The organism is Rhodococcus sp. JVH1, assembly GCF_000280725.2.
GTDB lineage: Bacteria > Actinomycetota > Actinomycetes > Mycobacteriales > Mycobacteriaceae > Rhodococcus_F > Rhodococcus_F jostii_A.
On sequence record NZ_CP166289.1, the window covers coordinates 6,474,734 to 6,490,411 of the forward strand.

11 protein-coding genes are annotated in these 15,678 nt (G+C 68.8%); 4 read left to right on the forward strand and 7 right to left on the reverse strand.

Translation table 11 applies throughout. From position 1 onward, the window contains the following. Positions 1-14 precede the first annotated feature (14 nt). Together glgB and JVH1_RS30110 are read right to left on the reverse strand one after the other, a co-directional pair. Positions 15-2,213: a 1,4-alpha-glucan branching protein GlgB gene (gene glgB / locus JVH1_RS30105; protein ID WP_009474147.1), complete on the reverse strand. Its 2,199-nt coding sequence runs from the start codon at positions 2,211-2,213 to the stop codon at positions 15-17. Next, positions 2,213-4,231, reverse strand: a complete 2,019-nt coding sequence (locus JVH1_RS30110; protein ID WP_009474146.1) for an alpha-1,4-glucan--maltose-1-phosphate maltosyltransferase — start codon at positions 4,229-4,231, stop codon at positions 2,213-2,215. The genes glgB and JVH1_RS30110 overlap by 1 nt, the downstream gene beginning before the upstream one ends. Before the next feature lie 160 nt (positions 4,232-4,391). Between JVH1_RS30110 and glgP the strand changes: the two genes are divergently transcribed. After that, complete coding sequence (gene glgP / locus JVH1_RS30115; protein ID WP_043778428.1) at positions 4,392-6,989, forward strand: alpha-glucan family phosphorylase; 2,598 nt, start codon at positions 4,392-4,394, stop codon at positions 6,987-6,989. A gap of 17 nt (positions 6,990-7,006) precedes the next feature. On the opposite strand, the gene JVH1_RS30120 is transcribed toward glgP, so the two are convergent. Genes JVH1_RS30120 through JVH1_RS30140 form a run of 5 tightly spaced genes read right to left on the reverse strand, consistent with a single transcriptional unit; the run spans position 7,007 to position 13,638 of the window. Next, positions 7,007-8,599, reverse strand: a complete 1,593-nt coding sequence (locus JVH1_RS30120; protein ID WP_157173955.1) for an ABC transporter permease — start codon at positions 8,597-8,599, stop codon at positions 7,007-7,009. Then, entirely contained in the window at positions 8,596-9,516 is a 921-nt protein-coding gene (locus JVH1_RS30125; RefSeq protein WP_009474143.1) for an ABC transporter ATP-binding protein, read from the reverse strand. The genes JVH1_RS30120 and JVH1_RS30125 overlap by 4 nt, the downstream gene beginning before the upstream one ends. Positions 9,517-9,571: 55 nt before the next feature. Further along, positions 9,572-11,620, reverse strand: coding sequence for an ATP-dependent DNA helicase (locus JVH1_RS30130; RefSeq protein ID WP_009474142.1), 2,049 nt, complete (start codon positions 11,618-11,620; stop codon positions 9,572-9,574). Between the two features lie 9 nt (positions 11,621-11,629). Further along, positions 11,630-12,262 (reverse strand): isochorismatase family protein, encoded by a 633-nt coding sequence (locus JVH1_RS30135; RefSeq protein WP_009474141.1) that lies wholly within the window; start codon positions 12,260-12,262, stop codon positions 11,630-11,632. Then, positions 12,259-13,638, reverse strand: coding sequence for a nicotinate phosphoribosyltransferase (locus tag JVH1_RS30140; protein WP_009474140.1), 1,380 nt, complete (start codon positions 13,636-13,638; stop codon positions 12,259-12,261). The genes JVH1_RS30135 and JVH1_RS30140 overlap by 4 nt, the downstream gene beginning before the upstream one ends. Between JVH1_RS30140 and clpS the strand changes: the two genes are divergently transcribed. The 3 genes from clpS to JVH1_RS30155 are packed head-to-tail and all read left to right on the forward strand — an operon-like array spanning position 13,637 to position 15,666. Next, positions 13,637-13,975, forward strand: a complete 339-nt coding sequence (gene clpS / locus JVH1_RS30145; RefSeq protein WP_011594453.1) for an ATP-dependent Clp protease adapter ClpS — start codon at positions 13,637-13,639, stop codon at positions 13,973-13,975. The two genes, JVH1_RS30140 and clpS, sit on opposite strands and share 2 nt — an antisense overlap. A 36-nt stretch (positions 13,976-14,011) precedes the next feature. After that, on the forward strand, positions 14,012-14,599 hold the full coding sequence (locus JVH1_RS30150; protein ID WP_009474138.1) for a DUF2017 domain-containing protein: 588 nt from the start codon (positions 14,012-14,014) through the stop codon (positions 14,597-14,599). Further along, positions 14,596-15,666, forward strand: a complete 1,071-nt coding sequence (locus JVH1_RS30155; protein WP_009474137.1) for a P1 family peptidase — start codon at positions 14,596-14,598, stop codon at positions 15,664-15,666. The genes JVH1_RS30150 and JVH1_RS30155 overlap by 4 nt, the downstream gene beginning before the upstream one ends. The last annotated feature ends 12 nt before the right edge of the window (positions 15,667-15,678 follow it).

The window sequence follows — 15,678 nt, forward strand, 5'->3', positions numbered from 1 at the left end:
AGGCCGTGCCTTCATCAACGCTCCAGACTCATCCAGATCGCGCCGTTCGCGGGCAGTGCCACCTCGGCAGAGGCGGGACGGCCGTGCCACGGCTGCGAAGTTGCCGTCACCGCACCGAGATTTCCCCAACCCGATCCCGCGTAGATCTCGGCGTCGGTGTTGAGAATTTCACGCCATTCGCCCCGTTCTGGCAAGCCCACACGATAATTCGCGTGCGGGGAACCCGAGAAATTGAACAGGCACGCCAGGATCGACCCGTCGGTGCCGTAACGCAGGAAGCTCAGGACGTTGTTCGCGGTGTCGTTGGCGTCGATCCAGGAGAACCCGCCCGGAGACGTGTCGAGAGTCCACAACGCCGGGTGTTCGCGGTAGGTGGCGTTAAGGTCGTGGACGAGCCGGAGCAGACCGCGGTGGAAGCCGCCCGTGTACGGGTCGTCGAGCTGGTACCAGTCGAGTCCGCGCTCCTCGGACCATTCCGCGGTCTGTCCGAATTCCTGACCCATGAACAGCAGTTGCTTGCCGGGGTGCGACCACATGTACGCCAGCAGGGCACGAACACCGGCGGCCTTCGCGTAGTCGTCGCCGGGCATCCGCGTCCACAGCGTGCCCTTGCCGTGCACCACCTCGTCGTGGCTGATGGGCAGCAGATAGTTCTCGCTCCACGCGTACATCAGGGAGAACGTGATCTCGTGATGGTGATAGCTGCGGTGGACGGGATCGTGCGCCATGAAACCGAGGGTGTCGTGCATCCACCCCATGTTCCATTTCATGTTGAAACCGAGACCGCCGACGTTGGTCGCGCGGGTGACACCCGGCCACGCCGTCGACTCCTCGGCGATGGTGACGACCCCGCGGTGCTGCTTGTGGACCGTGGCGTTGGTCTCCTGCAGGAAGGCGACGGCCTCGAGGTTCTCCCTGCCGCCGTGGATGTTCGGCGTCCAACCGCCCTCCGGCCGCGAGTAGTCGAGGTACAGCATCGACGCGACCGCGTCCACGCGCAGACCGTCCACGTGGAACTCGTCGAGCCAGTACAGCGCGTTCGCGACGAGGAAGTTGCGCACCTCGCGCCGCCCGAAATCGAACACATACGTTCCCCAGTCGAGCTGCTCGCCGCGCTGGGGGTCGCTGTGCTCGTAGAGCGGTGTGCCGTCGAAACGTGCCAGCGCCCACTCGTCCTTGGGGAAGTGCGCGGGAACCCAGTCGACGATGACCCCGATGCCGGCGGCGTGCAGATGGTCGACGAACCACCGGAAGTCGTCGGGGGAACCGAATCGTGAGGTGGGCGCGTAGTACGACGTGACCTGGTACCCCCACGAACCGCCGAACGGGTGCTCGGCGACCGGCAGCAGCTCGACGTGCGTGAATCCCGTCTCGGTGAGGTGGACAGCGAGTTGTTCAGCCATCTCGCGGTAGTTCAGCCCGGGCCGCCACGAAGCGAGGTGGACCTCGTACACGCTCATCGGGGACTGCGCCGGCTCGGTGGCCGCGCGCTGCGCCAGCCACTCGGCGTCGTTCCATTCGTACGTGCTGACCGACACCCGGGACGCGGTGGCGGGCGGGACCTCGGTCGCGAAGGCCATGGGATCGGCCTTGTCGCGCACACTGCCGTCGGGGCCGTGGACCCGGAACTTGTACAGGTCGCCGACCTCGATACCGGGAACGAACAACTCCCACACCCCGGTGGAGCCGAGCACCCGCATCGGGTAGTTCCGCCCACTCCACCCGTCGAAATCGCCGATCACACTCACTCCGCGGGCATTGGGAGCCCACACGGCGAACGAGGTGCCGGTGACGGTGCCGTCGGGGGTGTCGTAGCGGCGGCGGTGCGCGCCGAGGATCTCCCACAGCCGCTCGTGCCTGCCCTCACCGAACAGGTGCAGGTCGAGTTCCCCCAGCGTGGGCAGGAACCGGTACCCGTCGGCGGAGACGTCGTTGTGGCCACCCGGCCACGTCGTGGACAGCCGGTAGTCCATCAGATCCCGGTACGGGACGAGTGCCCCCCACACACCGTGCGCGAGGTGCTCCAGCGAGAAGCTCGTCCCCCCGATGACGGCGTCGACGGCCTCGGCGTGGGGGCGCAGTGCGCGGATCACCGTGCCGTCGGGGTGCGGGTGCGCGCCCAGGATCGAGTGCGGGTTGTGGTGCTCACCCCGGGACAGCAGGTCGAGGTCGGCGGCGTCCGGTGCGATGGCGACAGGCGGTTCGACGGTCACTATGTACCTCCGCGGTAGGCCAGCTTCGTTCTGGCCGGATAGGGGATCGACGGTAATGCCAGGATATGGGCCACCGAACGCCAGGGTTCCAGGCGCACGAAGTTGGTCTGCCCCCAGTGATACTGCTCCCCGGTGACCTCGTCGAGCACGGTCAGGTGGTCGTGCCAGTCGCGGCCCAGCGCGGGCATGTCCAGCCACACGTTGCCCTGCTCGGCGCCGTACGGGTTGAGGTTGATCACCGTCAACACGGCATCCCCGGTGGTGGCGTCGAACTTGGAATAGGCGATCAGGGCGTCGTTGTCGACGTGGTGGAAATGGATGTTGCGCAACTGCTGCAGCGCCGGATGCTGCCTGCGGATCCGGTTGAGCGCCGTGATCCACGGTTCGAGGGACTCGCCGCGCGCGGCGGCGCCCTCGAAATCGCGGGGGCGCAGCTGATACTTCTCCGAGTCGAGGTATTCCTCACTGCCCGGTCGCACCGGAACGTGTTCGTACAGTTCGTATCCCGAGTACACCCCCCACGTGGGGGACAGTGTCGCCGCCAGCGCGGCGCGCAGGGCGAACATTCCCGGGCCCCCGGTCTGCAGGCTCTCGTGAAGGATGTCCGGGGTGTTGACGAAGAGGTTGGGGCGCGCCTCGTCGGCCTTGGCGGCGATCTCCTTGCCGAACTCCGTCAGCTCCCACTTGTCCGTCCGCCACGTGAAATACGTGTAGGACTGGGTGAAACCGCGGCGGGCGAGACCGTACAACCGTGCAGGACGGGTGAACGCCTCGGACAGGAACAGGACGTCCGGATCCGACTTCTTGACCTCGGCGATCAGCCACTCCCAGAAGTCCGGCGGCTTGGTGTGCGGGTTGTCGACCCGGAAGATCTTGACGCCCGCCGCAACCCAGTGCCGGACGACCCGCAGGACCTCCGCGTAGATGCCGTCGCGGTCGTCGTCGAAGTTGACCGGGTAGATGTCCTGGTACTTCTTCGGCGGGTTCTCGGCGTAGGCGATGGTGCCGTCGGGGAGGACGGTGAACCATTCGGGGTGCTTCTTCGCCCACGGATGGTCGGGTGCGGCCTGCAGGGCCAGGTCGATCGCCACCTCCATGTGCAGCTTCTCGGCGGCAGCGATGAACGCCTTGAAATCACGCATCGTCCCGAGTTGGGGATGAATCGCGTCGTGGCCACCCTCGTCCGAGCCGATGGCCCACGGCGAACCGACGTCGTCGGGGCCAGGGGTCAGCGTGTTGTTGGGGCCCTTCCGGTTGATCTTGCCGACCGGGTGGATCGGTGGGAGGTACACCACGTCGAATCCCATCGACGCGATGCGCGGAAGTGCGGCCACGGACGTGGCGAACGTGCCGTGCCGGGGCTTGCCGTTCTCGTCCCAGCCGCCCGTGGACCTCGGGAAGAACTCGTACCACGACCCGAACAGTGCACGCGTGCGATCGACGAGCACGGTGTGCGGTTCGCTCTTCGTGACGAGATCGCGCAGCGGATGTGCGCGCAGCAGTTCGGTGACGTCCGACCCGAACGCCGGGGCCACACGTTCGGAGAGGTGATGGTCGGAACGCAGCGACGCCGCGACCCCCGCCAGCCGCGAGCGGTCCGCGCGGGGCACGCCCTTCGCGGCACGCTCGAACAACCGCGCACCGATCTCGAGGTCGTTGGCCAGTTCGGCCGGCCCCTGCCCCACCGCCAGCTTGGCTTCGACCGCGTGCTTCCACGTGGTGACCGGATCGCTCCAGGCCTCGATCCGGAACGTCCAGACACCCTCGCCGGTCGGGGTGAAGGAACCGTCGACGGTGTCGGGTACCGGACCGCCGGTCATCGGAATGCGGAAGGTCGCCGAGCCGCCCGACGCGGCACTGCGCGGTCCCCGCACCGCGAGCGTGGCGGCCACGGCGTCGTGACCTTCACGCCACACGGTTGCCCGGACGGGAAACACCTCACCCACAACGGCCTTGGCGGGGTACCGGCCGCACCCGATGTTCGGTTCCACGTCGTCGATACCGAGTCGACCTGTCACGCTGGGCTCCGTTCCATAGCCGGAAGTTGCCGGCGGCTCGTGGGCTGGGCCGCCCGTTCAACCGTAATGGAGTCGACCGGTTCCTGTCCGTATTGGAGATCTGACGTCTACCCGCCCCGACACGGCGCAACGACGCCCGTAGTGCGTTATCGTTCGCGAGGTGAAAGCCTTGCGTCGGTTCACTGTCCGAGCCCACCTTCCGGAGCGGCTCGCTGCCCTCGGTCCGCTGTCCACCAATCTTCGCTGGTCGTGGCATCCGGCGACGCAGGAACTGTTCGGATTGCTGGACGCGGAACTGTGGCGGCAGGTGCAGTTCGACCCGGTCCGCATGCTCGGTGAGGTCGATCCCGCCCGCCTCGACGAACTGGCCGAGGACGTCGCGTTCCTGGCCCGGCTCGACGCCGCGGCCGCCGACCTCGACGACTACCTGTCCCGGCCCCGCTGGTATCAGAACCAGCAGGCCAAGGGAGTGTCGCTCGACGGTGGGATCGCGTATTTCTCAATGGAGTTCGGGGTCAGCGAAGTGCTGCCCAACTACTCCGGTGGACTCGGAATTCTCGCGGGCGACCACCTGAAGGCGGCGTCCGATCTGGGCCTGCCGCTGATCGGTGTCGGCCTGCTGTACCGCTCGGGTTACTTCCGGCAGTCGCTGACCGCGGACGGCTGGCAGGCCGAGCACTACCCGCCGCACGACCCGCAGGGCCTGCCGCTGCGTCTGCTCACCGAGTCCGGGCCGCAGTCCTCGGGTGGGGCACCCGTCCTCGTCCACGTCGCGATCCCCGGGGGCCGGGTTCTGCGCGCCCGCGTGTGGATCGCCCAGGTGGGACGCGTCCCGCTGCTGCTGCTCGACTCCGACATCGCGGAGAACGACGCCGAGATGCGGGGCGTCACCGACCGTCTGTACGGCGGCGACCAGGACCACCGCATCAAACAGGAGATCCTCGCCGGCATCGGCGGTGTCCGGGCCGTGCGCGCCTACACCCACGCCTACGGCCTGCCCGACCCCGCCGTCTTCCACATGAACGAGGGGCATGCGGGTTTCCTCGGCATCGAGCGGATCCGTGAACTGGTCACCACCGGCGGGCTCGACTTCGACGAGGCACTGGCCACGGTCCGGGCAGGCACGGTCTTCACCACCCACACCCCGGTGCCCGCGGGAATCGACCGGTTCCCTGCCGACCTCGTGCGGCACTACTTCGGCGGCGACAACGGTGCGAACGAATCCTCCCTGCTGCCGGGGCTGACGATCGACCGGATCCTCGGACTCGGCCGCGAATCGGATCCGTCGGTGTTCAACATGGCCCACATGGGCCTGCGGCTCGGGCAACGGGCCAACGGCGTGTCCAAGCTGCACGGCATCGTCAGCCGCGAGATGTTCCAGCCGCTGTGGCAGGGATTCGACGCCGAAGAGGTACCGATCGGCTCGGTGACCAACGGTGTCCACGCGCCCACCTGGGCCGCACCCGAATGGATCGATCTCGCCACCCGCATCCTGGGCCCCGAACTGGTGGAGGAAGCCCGCGGCTGGGAGCGGCTGCAGGACCTGTCCGCCGAGGAACTGTGGTCGACCCGCAACGCGTTGCGCGGGAAACTGGTCGAGGAGGTGCGCCGCCGGGTACGCGCATCCTGGATCGAACGCGGTGCGACGTCCGCCGAACTCGGCTGGACGGACGAGGTGTTCGACCCGAACGTGCTCACCGTCGGCTTCGCCCGGCGGGTGCCCACCTACAAGCGATTGACGCTGATGCTCCGCGACCCCGGGCGGCTCCGGGCCCTGCTCCTCGACGAGAAGCGGCCCGTGCAGCTGGTGGTCGCCGGGAAGAGTCACCCCGCGGACGACGGCGGGAAGGCCCTCATCCAGCAGGTCGTGCGGTTCGCCGACGCCGCCGACGTCCGGCACCGCATCACCTTCCTGCCCGACTACGACATGTCGATGGCGCGGTACCTCTACTGGGGTTGCGACGTGTGGCTCAACAACCCGCTGCGCCCGCTCGAGGCGTGCGGCACGTCGGGGATGAAGTCCGCCCTCAACGGCGGACTGAACCTGTCGATCCGTGACGGCTGGTGGGACGAGATGTTCGACGGCGAGAACGGCTGGGCCATCCCGACCGCGGACGGCGTTGTCGACGAGACACGGCGCGACGATCTCGAGGCCAGCGCACTGTACGAACTGCTCGAACGCGCCGTCCTGCCGAGGTTCTACGACCGTGCGGACGGCCTGCCGGTGCGCTGGGTGGAGATGGTCCGTCACACATTGCAGAATCTCGGACCCAAGGTGCTCGCGTCGCGGATGGTGCGCGACTACGCCGTCCAGTACTACGCGCCCGCAGCCGAAGCGGCCCGGACGGTGGCGGAAGAGAATTACGCCGGGGCCCGCGAACTCGCCGCGTTCCGTCGCCGTGTCGAGGCCGCCTGGCCGGCGGTGGCGGTCCTGCAGGTCGACGGCGCCGGACTGCCCGACACTCCCGAGATCGGGGCCAACCTGGTGCTGCGCGCCCGCATCCGCCTCGGCGAACTGTCCGTCTCGGACGTCACCGTGCAGGCCGTGATCGGGAAGGCCGGACCGGACGAGGAGCTCACCGACATCGTCACGGTCCCGATGACCCACTCCGCATCGGACGAGTCGGGGGAACTGTTCGTCGCCGACCTGGCCCTGCCGCTGTCTGGGTCGGTCGGATACACGGTGCGGGTCCTTCCGCACCACCGGTTGCTCGTGGCCCCGTCCGAGCTGGGTCTGGTGACGGCGCCGAATCCCTGACCGGCGCTACCGAGCCGTCACCGGCCGATGTCCCGGCGCTGGAATCCGGTGACGGCGGCGAGGAACAGGGCGGCTGCGAGAAGCAGCAGAACCGCGAGGGGAGTGGCCGAGAAATTCTCGGCAGGCAGGGCGGGTGTGTAGTGGAAGGGGGAGAGCACCCCGAACTGGTCGGGGAGGACTTCCGCGAACATTCCGGCGACGAGCACGTAACCCAGGAATGCCCACAACGCCGGCAGCGCGCGGGGGCTCAGGCCGTAGACGGCCGCGCACGAACCGACGATCACCAGCACGGCAGGCACGGTATTCAGGGCCGCGCCGATCAACCGGCCGAGCGCCCCCGCATCGGACAGCGTGAATGCAGCGGTGATCCCCATGCCGACCCCCGCCGCCACCGCGATCGCGACCGCCGCAGCGGCGATCACGGCCAGCTGGCCACCGAGCCACGACGCCCGCGACACGGGGGTGGCCAGTGCCTCCTCGGCGCGACCGGACGATTCCTCGGAGCGGATGGATATGACGGCACCGACGGCGTACATCGCCGCCATCACCACCAGGAACACCAGATACAGGGCGAACGCACCGTCGGCCGCCGCCGCGGCGCCACCCGGCAGCAACTGTGCGAGATCGGGATCCTGGTCGATGAAATCGCTGATCTGCCTGCCGAGTGAACCGATGGGCAGCGACAGCGCGAACACACCGACACCCCAGGCGAGGATCTGACCGCGCTGCTGACGCGCCGCCAGCGCGGTGACACCGGTCAGGCGGGGGGACGCCTCGGCGCGCCCGCCCCGCGGCGGAAGCAGCCCCGCCCCGACGTCCCGGCGACCGATGGCGGCATACGCACACCCGACGGTCAGCGCCGCCGCGACGATGCCGATCAGCAACGGCCACCAGCGTTCGTCGACATAGGCGCGGGTGGCCTGCGACCAGCCGATCGGCGACACCCACGTCAGCAGGCTCCCGCTGTGTCCCTGCTGCACGTCGCCCACCGCCCGCAGCAGGTACGCGACGATGATCGCGGAGATCCCGACACCGCTTGCCGTGCGGGCGTGTTCGGTGAACTGGGACGCCAGCGCCGACAGCGAGGTGAACACCAGACCCACCACCAGCACACCCGCGGACATGTTCAGCGAACCCGCCGGAGGCAGACCCGCACCGAGCAGCCCGATGACGAGCAGAAGCGCGACGAACAGGTTTGCGAGCGCCGCGGAGATCAGTCCCGCCGTGATTCCCGCGTACCGCCCGACGACGCCGGCGCGTACCAGTTCCGTGCGTCCGGTCTCCTCCTCCGTCCGCAGATGCCGCGTCACCAGCAGCACCGACATGATCGCGACGGCCACCATCGTCATGCCGGCGATCTCGTTGGCGACCATCGCACCGAGCGTGTAGTCGTCCAGGCCGTAACCCGGCCCGGCGAGTGCCGTGGCTGCCGGCGACGAGATGAGTTCGGCACGGGCCTGCCGTGATTCGGCGGTCGGGTAGATGGTCGAGTAACTCGACGTGATCAGGACGGTGAGGCCCGCCACCGCGACCGTCCACACCGGAATCCGGACCCGGTCGGTGCGCACCGCCAGTTCGGCGAGCACACCCGTTCCGCTCAATCGACTCACTGCGGCCGTCCGATCCCGAGTGCCTCGACCTCGTCGCGGTACTCGCGGAGGAACAGGTCCTCGAGCGTCGGCGGGTTGGCGGTGATCGAGACGATGCCCAGCCCCGTCAGCGTGGTCATGACCGGATCGATCTGATCGGAATCGACGTCGAACGTCACCGTGTTCGCGTCCTCACCCTTCTGCAGGTTGTGCACGCCCGGGACATTCGCGATGGGGGTGGGCTTGATCCGGGTGGTCGCCGTCACCGTGGTGCGGGTGAAATGGCGTAGTTCGGACAGCGTTCCCGCCTGCACGGTCCTGCCCGCGCGAATGATGGTGACGGCGTGGCACAGCGCGTCGACCTCGGCGAGGATGTGGCTGGACAACAGCACCGTGCGTCCTCCGCGCGCGAATTCGGTGATGCACTCCTGAAACACCGCCTCCATCAACGGGTCCAGGCCCGACGTCGGCTCGTCGAGGATGAGGAGTTCGGTGTCGGCGGCGAGTGCAGCCACGAGAGCGACCTTCTGCCGGTTGCCTTTCGAATAGGTGCGGCCCTTGCGGGTGGGGTCGAGTTCGAACCGCTCGATCAGCGACGCACGACGGACCGGATCGAGTCCGCCGCGCAGTCGCCCGAGAAGGTCGATCGCCTCGCCACCGGACAGATTGGGCCACAGGTTCACATCCCCCGGAACGTAGGCGAGTCGCCGATGAACGGGAACGGAATCCTGCCACGGATCGGAACCGAGAACGGACGCCGAACCGCCGTCGGCGCGCAGGAGACCGAGGAGCACCCGGATGGTGGTGGACTTGCCCGAGCCGTTGGGTCCGAGGAATCCATGCACCTCGCCCGACTTCACCTCCAGATCGAGGCCGTCGAGGGCGAGGACTTCGCCGAACTTCTTGGTGAGTCCGCGGACTGAGATCGCAAGCTCCATCGGTCGAGCATAGGTGCGCACCCCGTCGCTGTCCGACTCAGTGCGCGGCCGCGGTTCAGGGGCGCGAATCGCGAATCCGCCCCAGTGCCTTACGCACGACTTCCGGATCGGACGTCTCCCAGAACGGTGGAAGCGAGGCCCGCAGATACCCGGCGTAGCGGGCGGTGGCGAGCCGCGGATCGAGGACGGCCACCACACCCTTGTCGTCGACGCTGCGCAGCAGACGTCCCACACCCTGGGCGAGCAGCAGTGCCGCGTGATTGGCTGCGACGGAGAGGAACCCGTTTCCGCCGCGCGATTCGACGGCCTTCTGCCGGGCGACCAGCAACGGGTCGTCGGGGCGGGGGAAGGGGATGCGGTCGAGAATCACGAGGCTCAGGGACGGGCCCGGCACGTCGACACCCTGCCACAGCGACAGCGTGCCGAACAGCGATGTCGGCTCGTCGCCGGCGAATGCCCGGACGAGGGCGCCCGTCGAGTCGTCGCCCTGGCACAGAATCGGGGTGTCGAGCCGGTCGCGCATCGCCTCGGACGCGGCCTTGGCGGCCCGCATCGACGAGAACAATCCCAGTGTGCGCCCGCCCGCCGCCTCGACGAGTTCGGCGATCTCGTCGAGATACGCGGGGGAGAGGCCGTCCCGGCCCGGCGGCGGAAGCTGCTTCGCGATATAGATGATGCCGGCGCGGGCGTGGTCGAACGGCGACCCGACGTCGAGGGCGTTCCATTTGAGTGTGCCCGAATCGGACGGTGCCTCGGAGCCGGTGGCCATCGCCGGATCGATCACGACGGACGACTCGGCCGGAAGTCCCCAGTTGACCGCCAGACCGTCGAACGACCCGCCCACGGTCAGCGTGGCGGACGTCAGGACCACGGTCGATTCGGCGAACAGCCGGGAACGCAGCAGCCCGCCGACCGACAGCGGCGCCATCCGCACCACCCGGCGGATCGAACCGCGATTGTCGTCGGCGGCCAGCCACACCACGTCGTGACGTTTGGCCGGATCCGGCTCGTCGAACGCGCTGAGAACGCGGACGGCGCTGTCGTGGACCTCCTCGACCGACGCGAGTGCGGTGTTGCGCGCCGCGGCGGCCTCCGGATCGCTCAACGCCATACCGGGACGGGACGGGCCGATGGCCGTGCGCAGCGACCACGCGGCGTCGCGGACCGCGGCGAGCGCGGGGGCCGCGCCGGGCGGCAGCGCCTCCCACCGTTCCGGCCGCAGCTCCTCGAGCAGTGCCGCCCAGCCCTCACCCGCGGCCTCGAGACGGTCCGCGTCCTGCTCCTCGACGAGCTTCGCGCAGCGCCGCGCCGCGGCACTGATCGTCGACGCCGCCAGTTCCGCGGTGGCGACGTTGGTGACCCGGTCGACCAGTTCGTGCGCCTCGTCGATGACCACGACATCGTGTTCGGGGAGGATCGCGATTCCGGTGATGGCGTCGATGGCGAGCAGGGCGTGGTTGGTGACCACGACGTCGACCTGCGAGGCCTCCGTGCGGGCGCGCTCGGCGAAGCAGTCCTCGCCGACCGGGCACCGGGACTTGCCGAGGCATTCCCGGGCGGTGACGCTGACCTGGCGCCACGCCTTGTCGCTGACCCCGGGGGTCAGGTCGTCGCGGTCGCCGGTCTCGGTGTCCGAGGACCACTCGGTGAGGCGCTGGACCTCCCGTCCGAGCCGCGACACCGCGAACGGGTCGAACAGCTCGTCCGTGGGAGGCTCTTCGGCGGACCCGGTGTGGATCTTGTTCATGCACAGATAGTTGTTGCGGCCCTTGAGGATCGCGAAGTGCGGTCTCCGGCCGAGGGAATCCTCGAGCGCGTCCGCGAGCCGCGGCATGTCGCGGTCGATCAGCTGACGCTGCAGTGCGATGGTGGCCGTCGAGACGATGACCGTCTTCCCGCTCTGCACCGCGTGCCGGACGCTCGGCACCAGGTAGGCGAGGGACTTGCCGGTGCCCGTCCCGGCCTGGACGGCCAGATGCTCCCCGGTATCGATCGAATGCGCGACGGCGGAAGCCATGGTCAGCTGGTTGGACCGCTCGGCACCGCCCAGCGACCGCACCGCCGTGCGCAACAGCTCGGGGACGTTGGGGAGGTTTTCAGGCACCCGAGCAGGTTACTCGGGACCTACGTCAGAAATTGTCACGCGGTCCGAGGGGGTGTCCGAGTCGCGGCCCACGAGGCGCACCCCGGCGGCCCGCATCGCGGTGATCGCGGCCTCGACGGTCGCGGGGGCGACACCGGCGGTGAGGGGGAGGTGGACGCGCGTCGGGAACCCGGCGGCCACGGCGTCGAGTGCCGTCGCGACCACGCAGTGATCGGTGGCGATCCCTACCACGTCGACCTCGGTGACTCCGGCCGCCTGCAGCCATTTCTCCAGGCTCTGGCCGTCGGCGTTCCTGCCCTCGAAGCCCGAGTAGGCCGCCGAGAACTCGCCCTTGGAGAACACCGATTCGATGCCGGTCAGGTCGAGGTCGGGGTGGAAGTCCGCGCCGGACGTTCCCGATTTGCAGTGCACCGGCCACGTGTCGACGTAGTCCGGTTCGTCGGAGAAATGGTGGCCCGGGTCGATGTGGTGGTCGATGGTGGCCGCGACGGCGTCGTACTCGTTCGAGGCGAGGAAGCGGGTGATCGCGGCCGCGACCGCGGAACCGCCGTCGACGGCGAGGGAGCCGCCCTCGCAGAAGTCGTTCTGGACGTCGACCACGAGCAGTGCGCGCCGGGCGTCGGTGTTCTCGATGTCGGTCATGGTGCCCTCCTGGACTCGGGTTCGGCGAAGCGCACCGGGATCGCGGGCTCGCCGTGGGAGAGCTTCAGGCCCTCCCAGGGCAGGCTGACGAGGCCCGCCGCCAAGAGGGATCTGCTGTCCTCCAGGGTAGTCGTGTCGCAGACGGTCTCACCGCCCCGCACCAGTGGGACCAGCAGTTCCTGCGCGTCGAGACCCGCCGAGCCGGGTGCGTCCGAGTGGGCCGAGTACACGACCTCCTCCACCAGGGTTCCGGTGTCCCGGGCGAACCGCAACGCCCGTTTGGTGCCGCCCCGCGACGCCTTGTTGCTGCTCCTCTTCTCGACGGGGATGCCGTCCACCTCGACGAGTTTGTAGACCATTCCGGCGGTCGGCGCGCCGGAGCCGACGACGACGGACGTGCCGACGCCGTAGACGTCGACCGGTTCGGCCCGCAACGCGGCGATGGCGTATTCGTCGAGGTCGCCGGAGACGACGATCTTCGTCCCGGTCGCACCGAGGTCGTCGAGTTGCCTGCGGACCTGCCGCGCCAGGACACCCAGATCACCGGAGTCGATCCGGACGCCTCCGAGTTCGGGGCCCGCCACCTCGACGGCGGTCTTGACGCCGTCGGTGATGTCGTACGTGTCGACGAGAAGCGTGGTCCCGACTCCGAGTGCCGCGACCTGCGCGCGGAACGCCGCCGCCTCGTCCGGCCCGTCCGGAGTGGTGTGCAACAGGGTGAACGCGTGCGCGCTGGTACCCGCACCGGGCACTCCGTGCCTGCGGACCGCCTCCAGATTCGACGTGGCCGTGAACCCCGCCAGGTAGGCGGCGCGGGAGGCCGCCACCGCGGATTCCTCGTGGGTGCGCCGCGAACCCATCTCGATCATGGGGCGTCCGTCGGCAGCGCTGACCATGCGTGCGGCGGCGGACGCGATCGCGCTGTCGTGGTTGAGGATCGACAGGCTCAGCGTCTCGAGCAGGACGCATTCGGCAAACGTTCCACGGACGGAGAGGATCGGTGAGCCGGGAAAGTAGAAGTCGCCCTCGCGGTAGCCGTCGATGTCCCCGCTGAAGCGATAGTCACGTAGCCAAGCGACGGTCGCCTCGTCGAGGAAGCGGGACACGATCGCGAGTTCCGGCTCGCCGAAGCGGAAGTTCGACAGCGCGGCAATCAGACGGGCGGTGCCGCCGACGACTCCGTACCGGCGACCGTCGGGGAGCCGGCGGGCGAACACCTCGAAACTGCAGCGTCGGTGGGCCGAACCGTCGGCGAGGGCCGCCGACAGCATCGTCAACTCGTACTGGTCGGTGAACAAGGCGGTGCTGTCTCTGGACACCCGGCCACTGTAAGCCGCGGTGTCGCCCAGTGGAGGAGCGTCGTACCCTGGTGTCATGGCTCATTGCTCGACGACAGCTCCATTCGTGGATGCCATGCCGGCATCGCCGCAGGTCACCCCTGCAGAGTCGGAGGTCGTCGAGATCGATGAAGCCAATGATCGTCCCTGGGTCACCGTCGTGTGGGACGATCCGGTGAATTTGATGCACTACGTCACCTACATTTTCCAGAAGCTCTTCGGGTACAGCAAAGCCAAGGCCACGGAATTGATGATGCAGGTCCATTCCGAGGGGAAGGCCGTGGTGTCGAGCGGCTCCCGGGACAAGGTCGAAAACGATGTACGCAAGCTGCACGCGGCCGGCCTGTGGGCCACGATGCAGCACGACGGCAGCTAACTTTCCGTTCGGACAGTAAGGAACTCGGTACGCGACGTGCGGATGTGGAGCAGGAAGAACTCGCTCGGCGGTGTGAAGCTGCGTTCGGAGATGGACGCGCACGAGGCCACGGTGCTGCGATCGCTGGTCGCCTCCGTCCTCGGTCTTCTCGAGGAGCGGGCCGCGTCCGCCCCGGAGGACGAACTCGCGGCGCTCACCGGGATGCGGACCGGCAATACGACGGCACCCGACGAGGAGGTCCTCGCGCGGCTGCTGCCCGACTTCCACCGTCCCGACATGGACGCGCCGGACGACGACGAGATCCGGGCCGAATCGAACGCCGACATCAACGGTGCGCTGCGCGGACTCCACGAACCGGAGATCATCGACGCCAAAGTGGCGGCGGGCTCGGTCATTCTCCACACGGTGCCGGAGAACGGCGGCAAGGTGCTGCTCACGCCGGAGCAGGCCGACGCCTGGCTCAGCGGTCTCAACGACGTGCGGCTGGCGCTGGGCACCAACCTGGGCATCGACGCCGACACGCCGGACGAACTCGATCCCGCCGATCCCCGCGCACCGCACCTCGACATCTACCACTGGCTGACCTGGATGCAGGACTCGCTCGTTCAGGCGCTCGCACCGTGACGGCCACGACGCCGGGCCGCACCGATTCGCTCGTCGATGTGGTGGGCCTGAGCGTCGGGCACCACCACGAACTCGACGCGGACGCCGCGCTCGGACGCGGTGCCGCCACCGGATGCACCGTGGTCCTCGCGCCGCACGGCGCGACCGGTGCGGTCGACGTCCGTGGCGGGGGACCGGGCACCCGGGAAACCGACCTCCTCGACCCCAGTCACAGCGTCCGGAAGGTGCACGCGATCGTCCTGACCGGCGGCAGCGCGTACGGACTCGCCGCCGCCGACGGCGTCATGCGGTGGCTCGAGGAGCACGGTCACGGAATCGCCATGGGGGAACCCGATCAGGTGGTCCCGATCGTTCCCGCTGCCGTGATCTTCGATCTGCCGGTCGGTGACTGGCGCACGCGTCCCACCGCCGAATTCGGTTACCGGGCAGCAGATTCTGCGTCGCACACCGTCCTCTCCGGTTCGGTGGGCGCCGGGGTCGGGGCGCGGGCGGGCGCGATCAAAGGCGGTGTCGGTACGGCGAGCGTCGTCGTCACGGACGGTCCGGCGAAGGGCATCACGGTGTCCGCGCTGATGGTGGCCAATCCCGTCGGAACCGTGTTCGATCCGGCGACCGGACTGCCCTGGGGTGTCGCCACCGTGGGTGCAGCCGCTTTCGGGCTCCGACCCCCCGTCGCCGCCGAGGTGTCGGCGGCGCGCGAACTGATCGCCAAGAGCACCGTCCTCAACACGACCATCGGCGTCGTCGCGACCGACGCCGTCCTGGGCAAGGCGGCGCTACGCCGCGTCGCCGTCGCCGGTCACGACGGGCTGGCCCGCGCGATCCGGCCTGCGCATTCGCCGCTCGACGGCGACACGATCTTCGCGCTCTCCACCGGCATCCACCCGGTCCACCACCCGGCAGGAGTGCCCGACGCGTTCCCGCCCGATCTGCCCGTCGTCGACGCCGTCTGCACCGCGGCCGCCGAAGTGGTGGAGAAGGCCATCGTCGACGCCGTCCTCAGCGCCACCCCCGTCGCGGGAATTCCCACCTACCGCGACCTGTTCCCTTCAGCACTGCGTTCCTGAGGTACCGGCCGG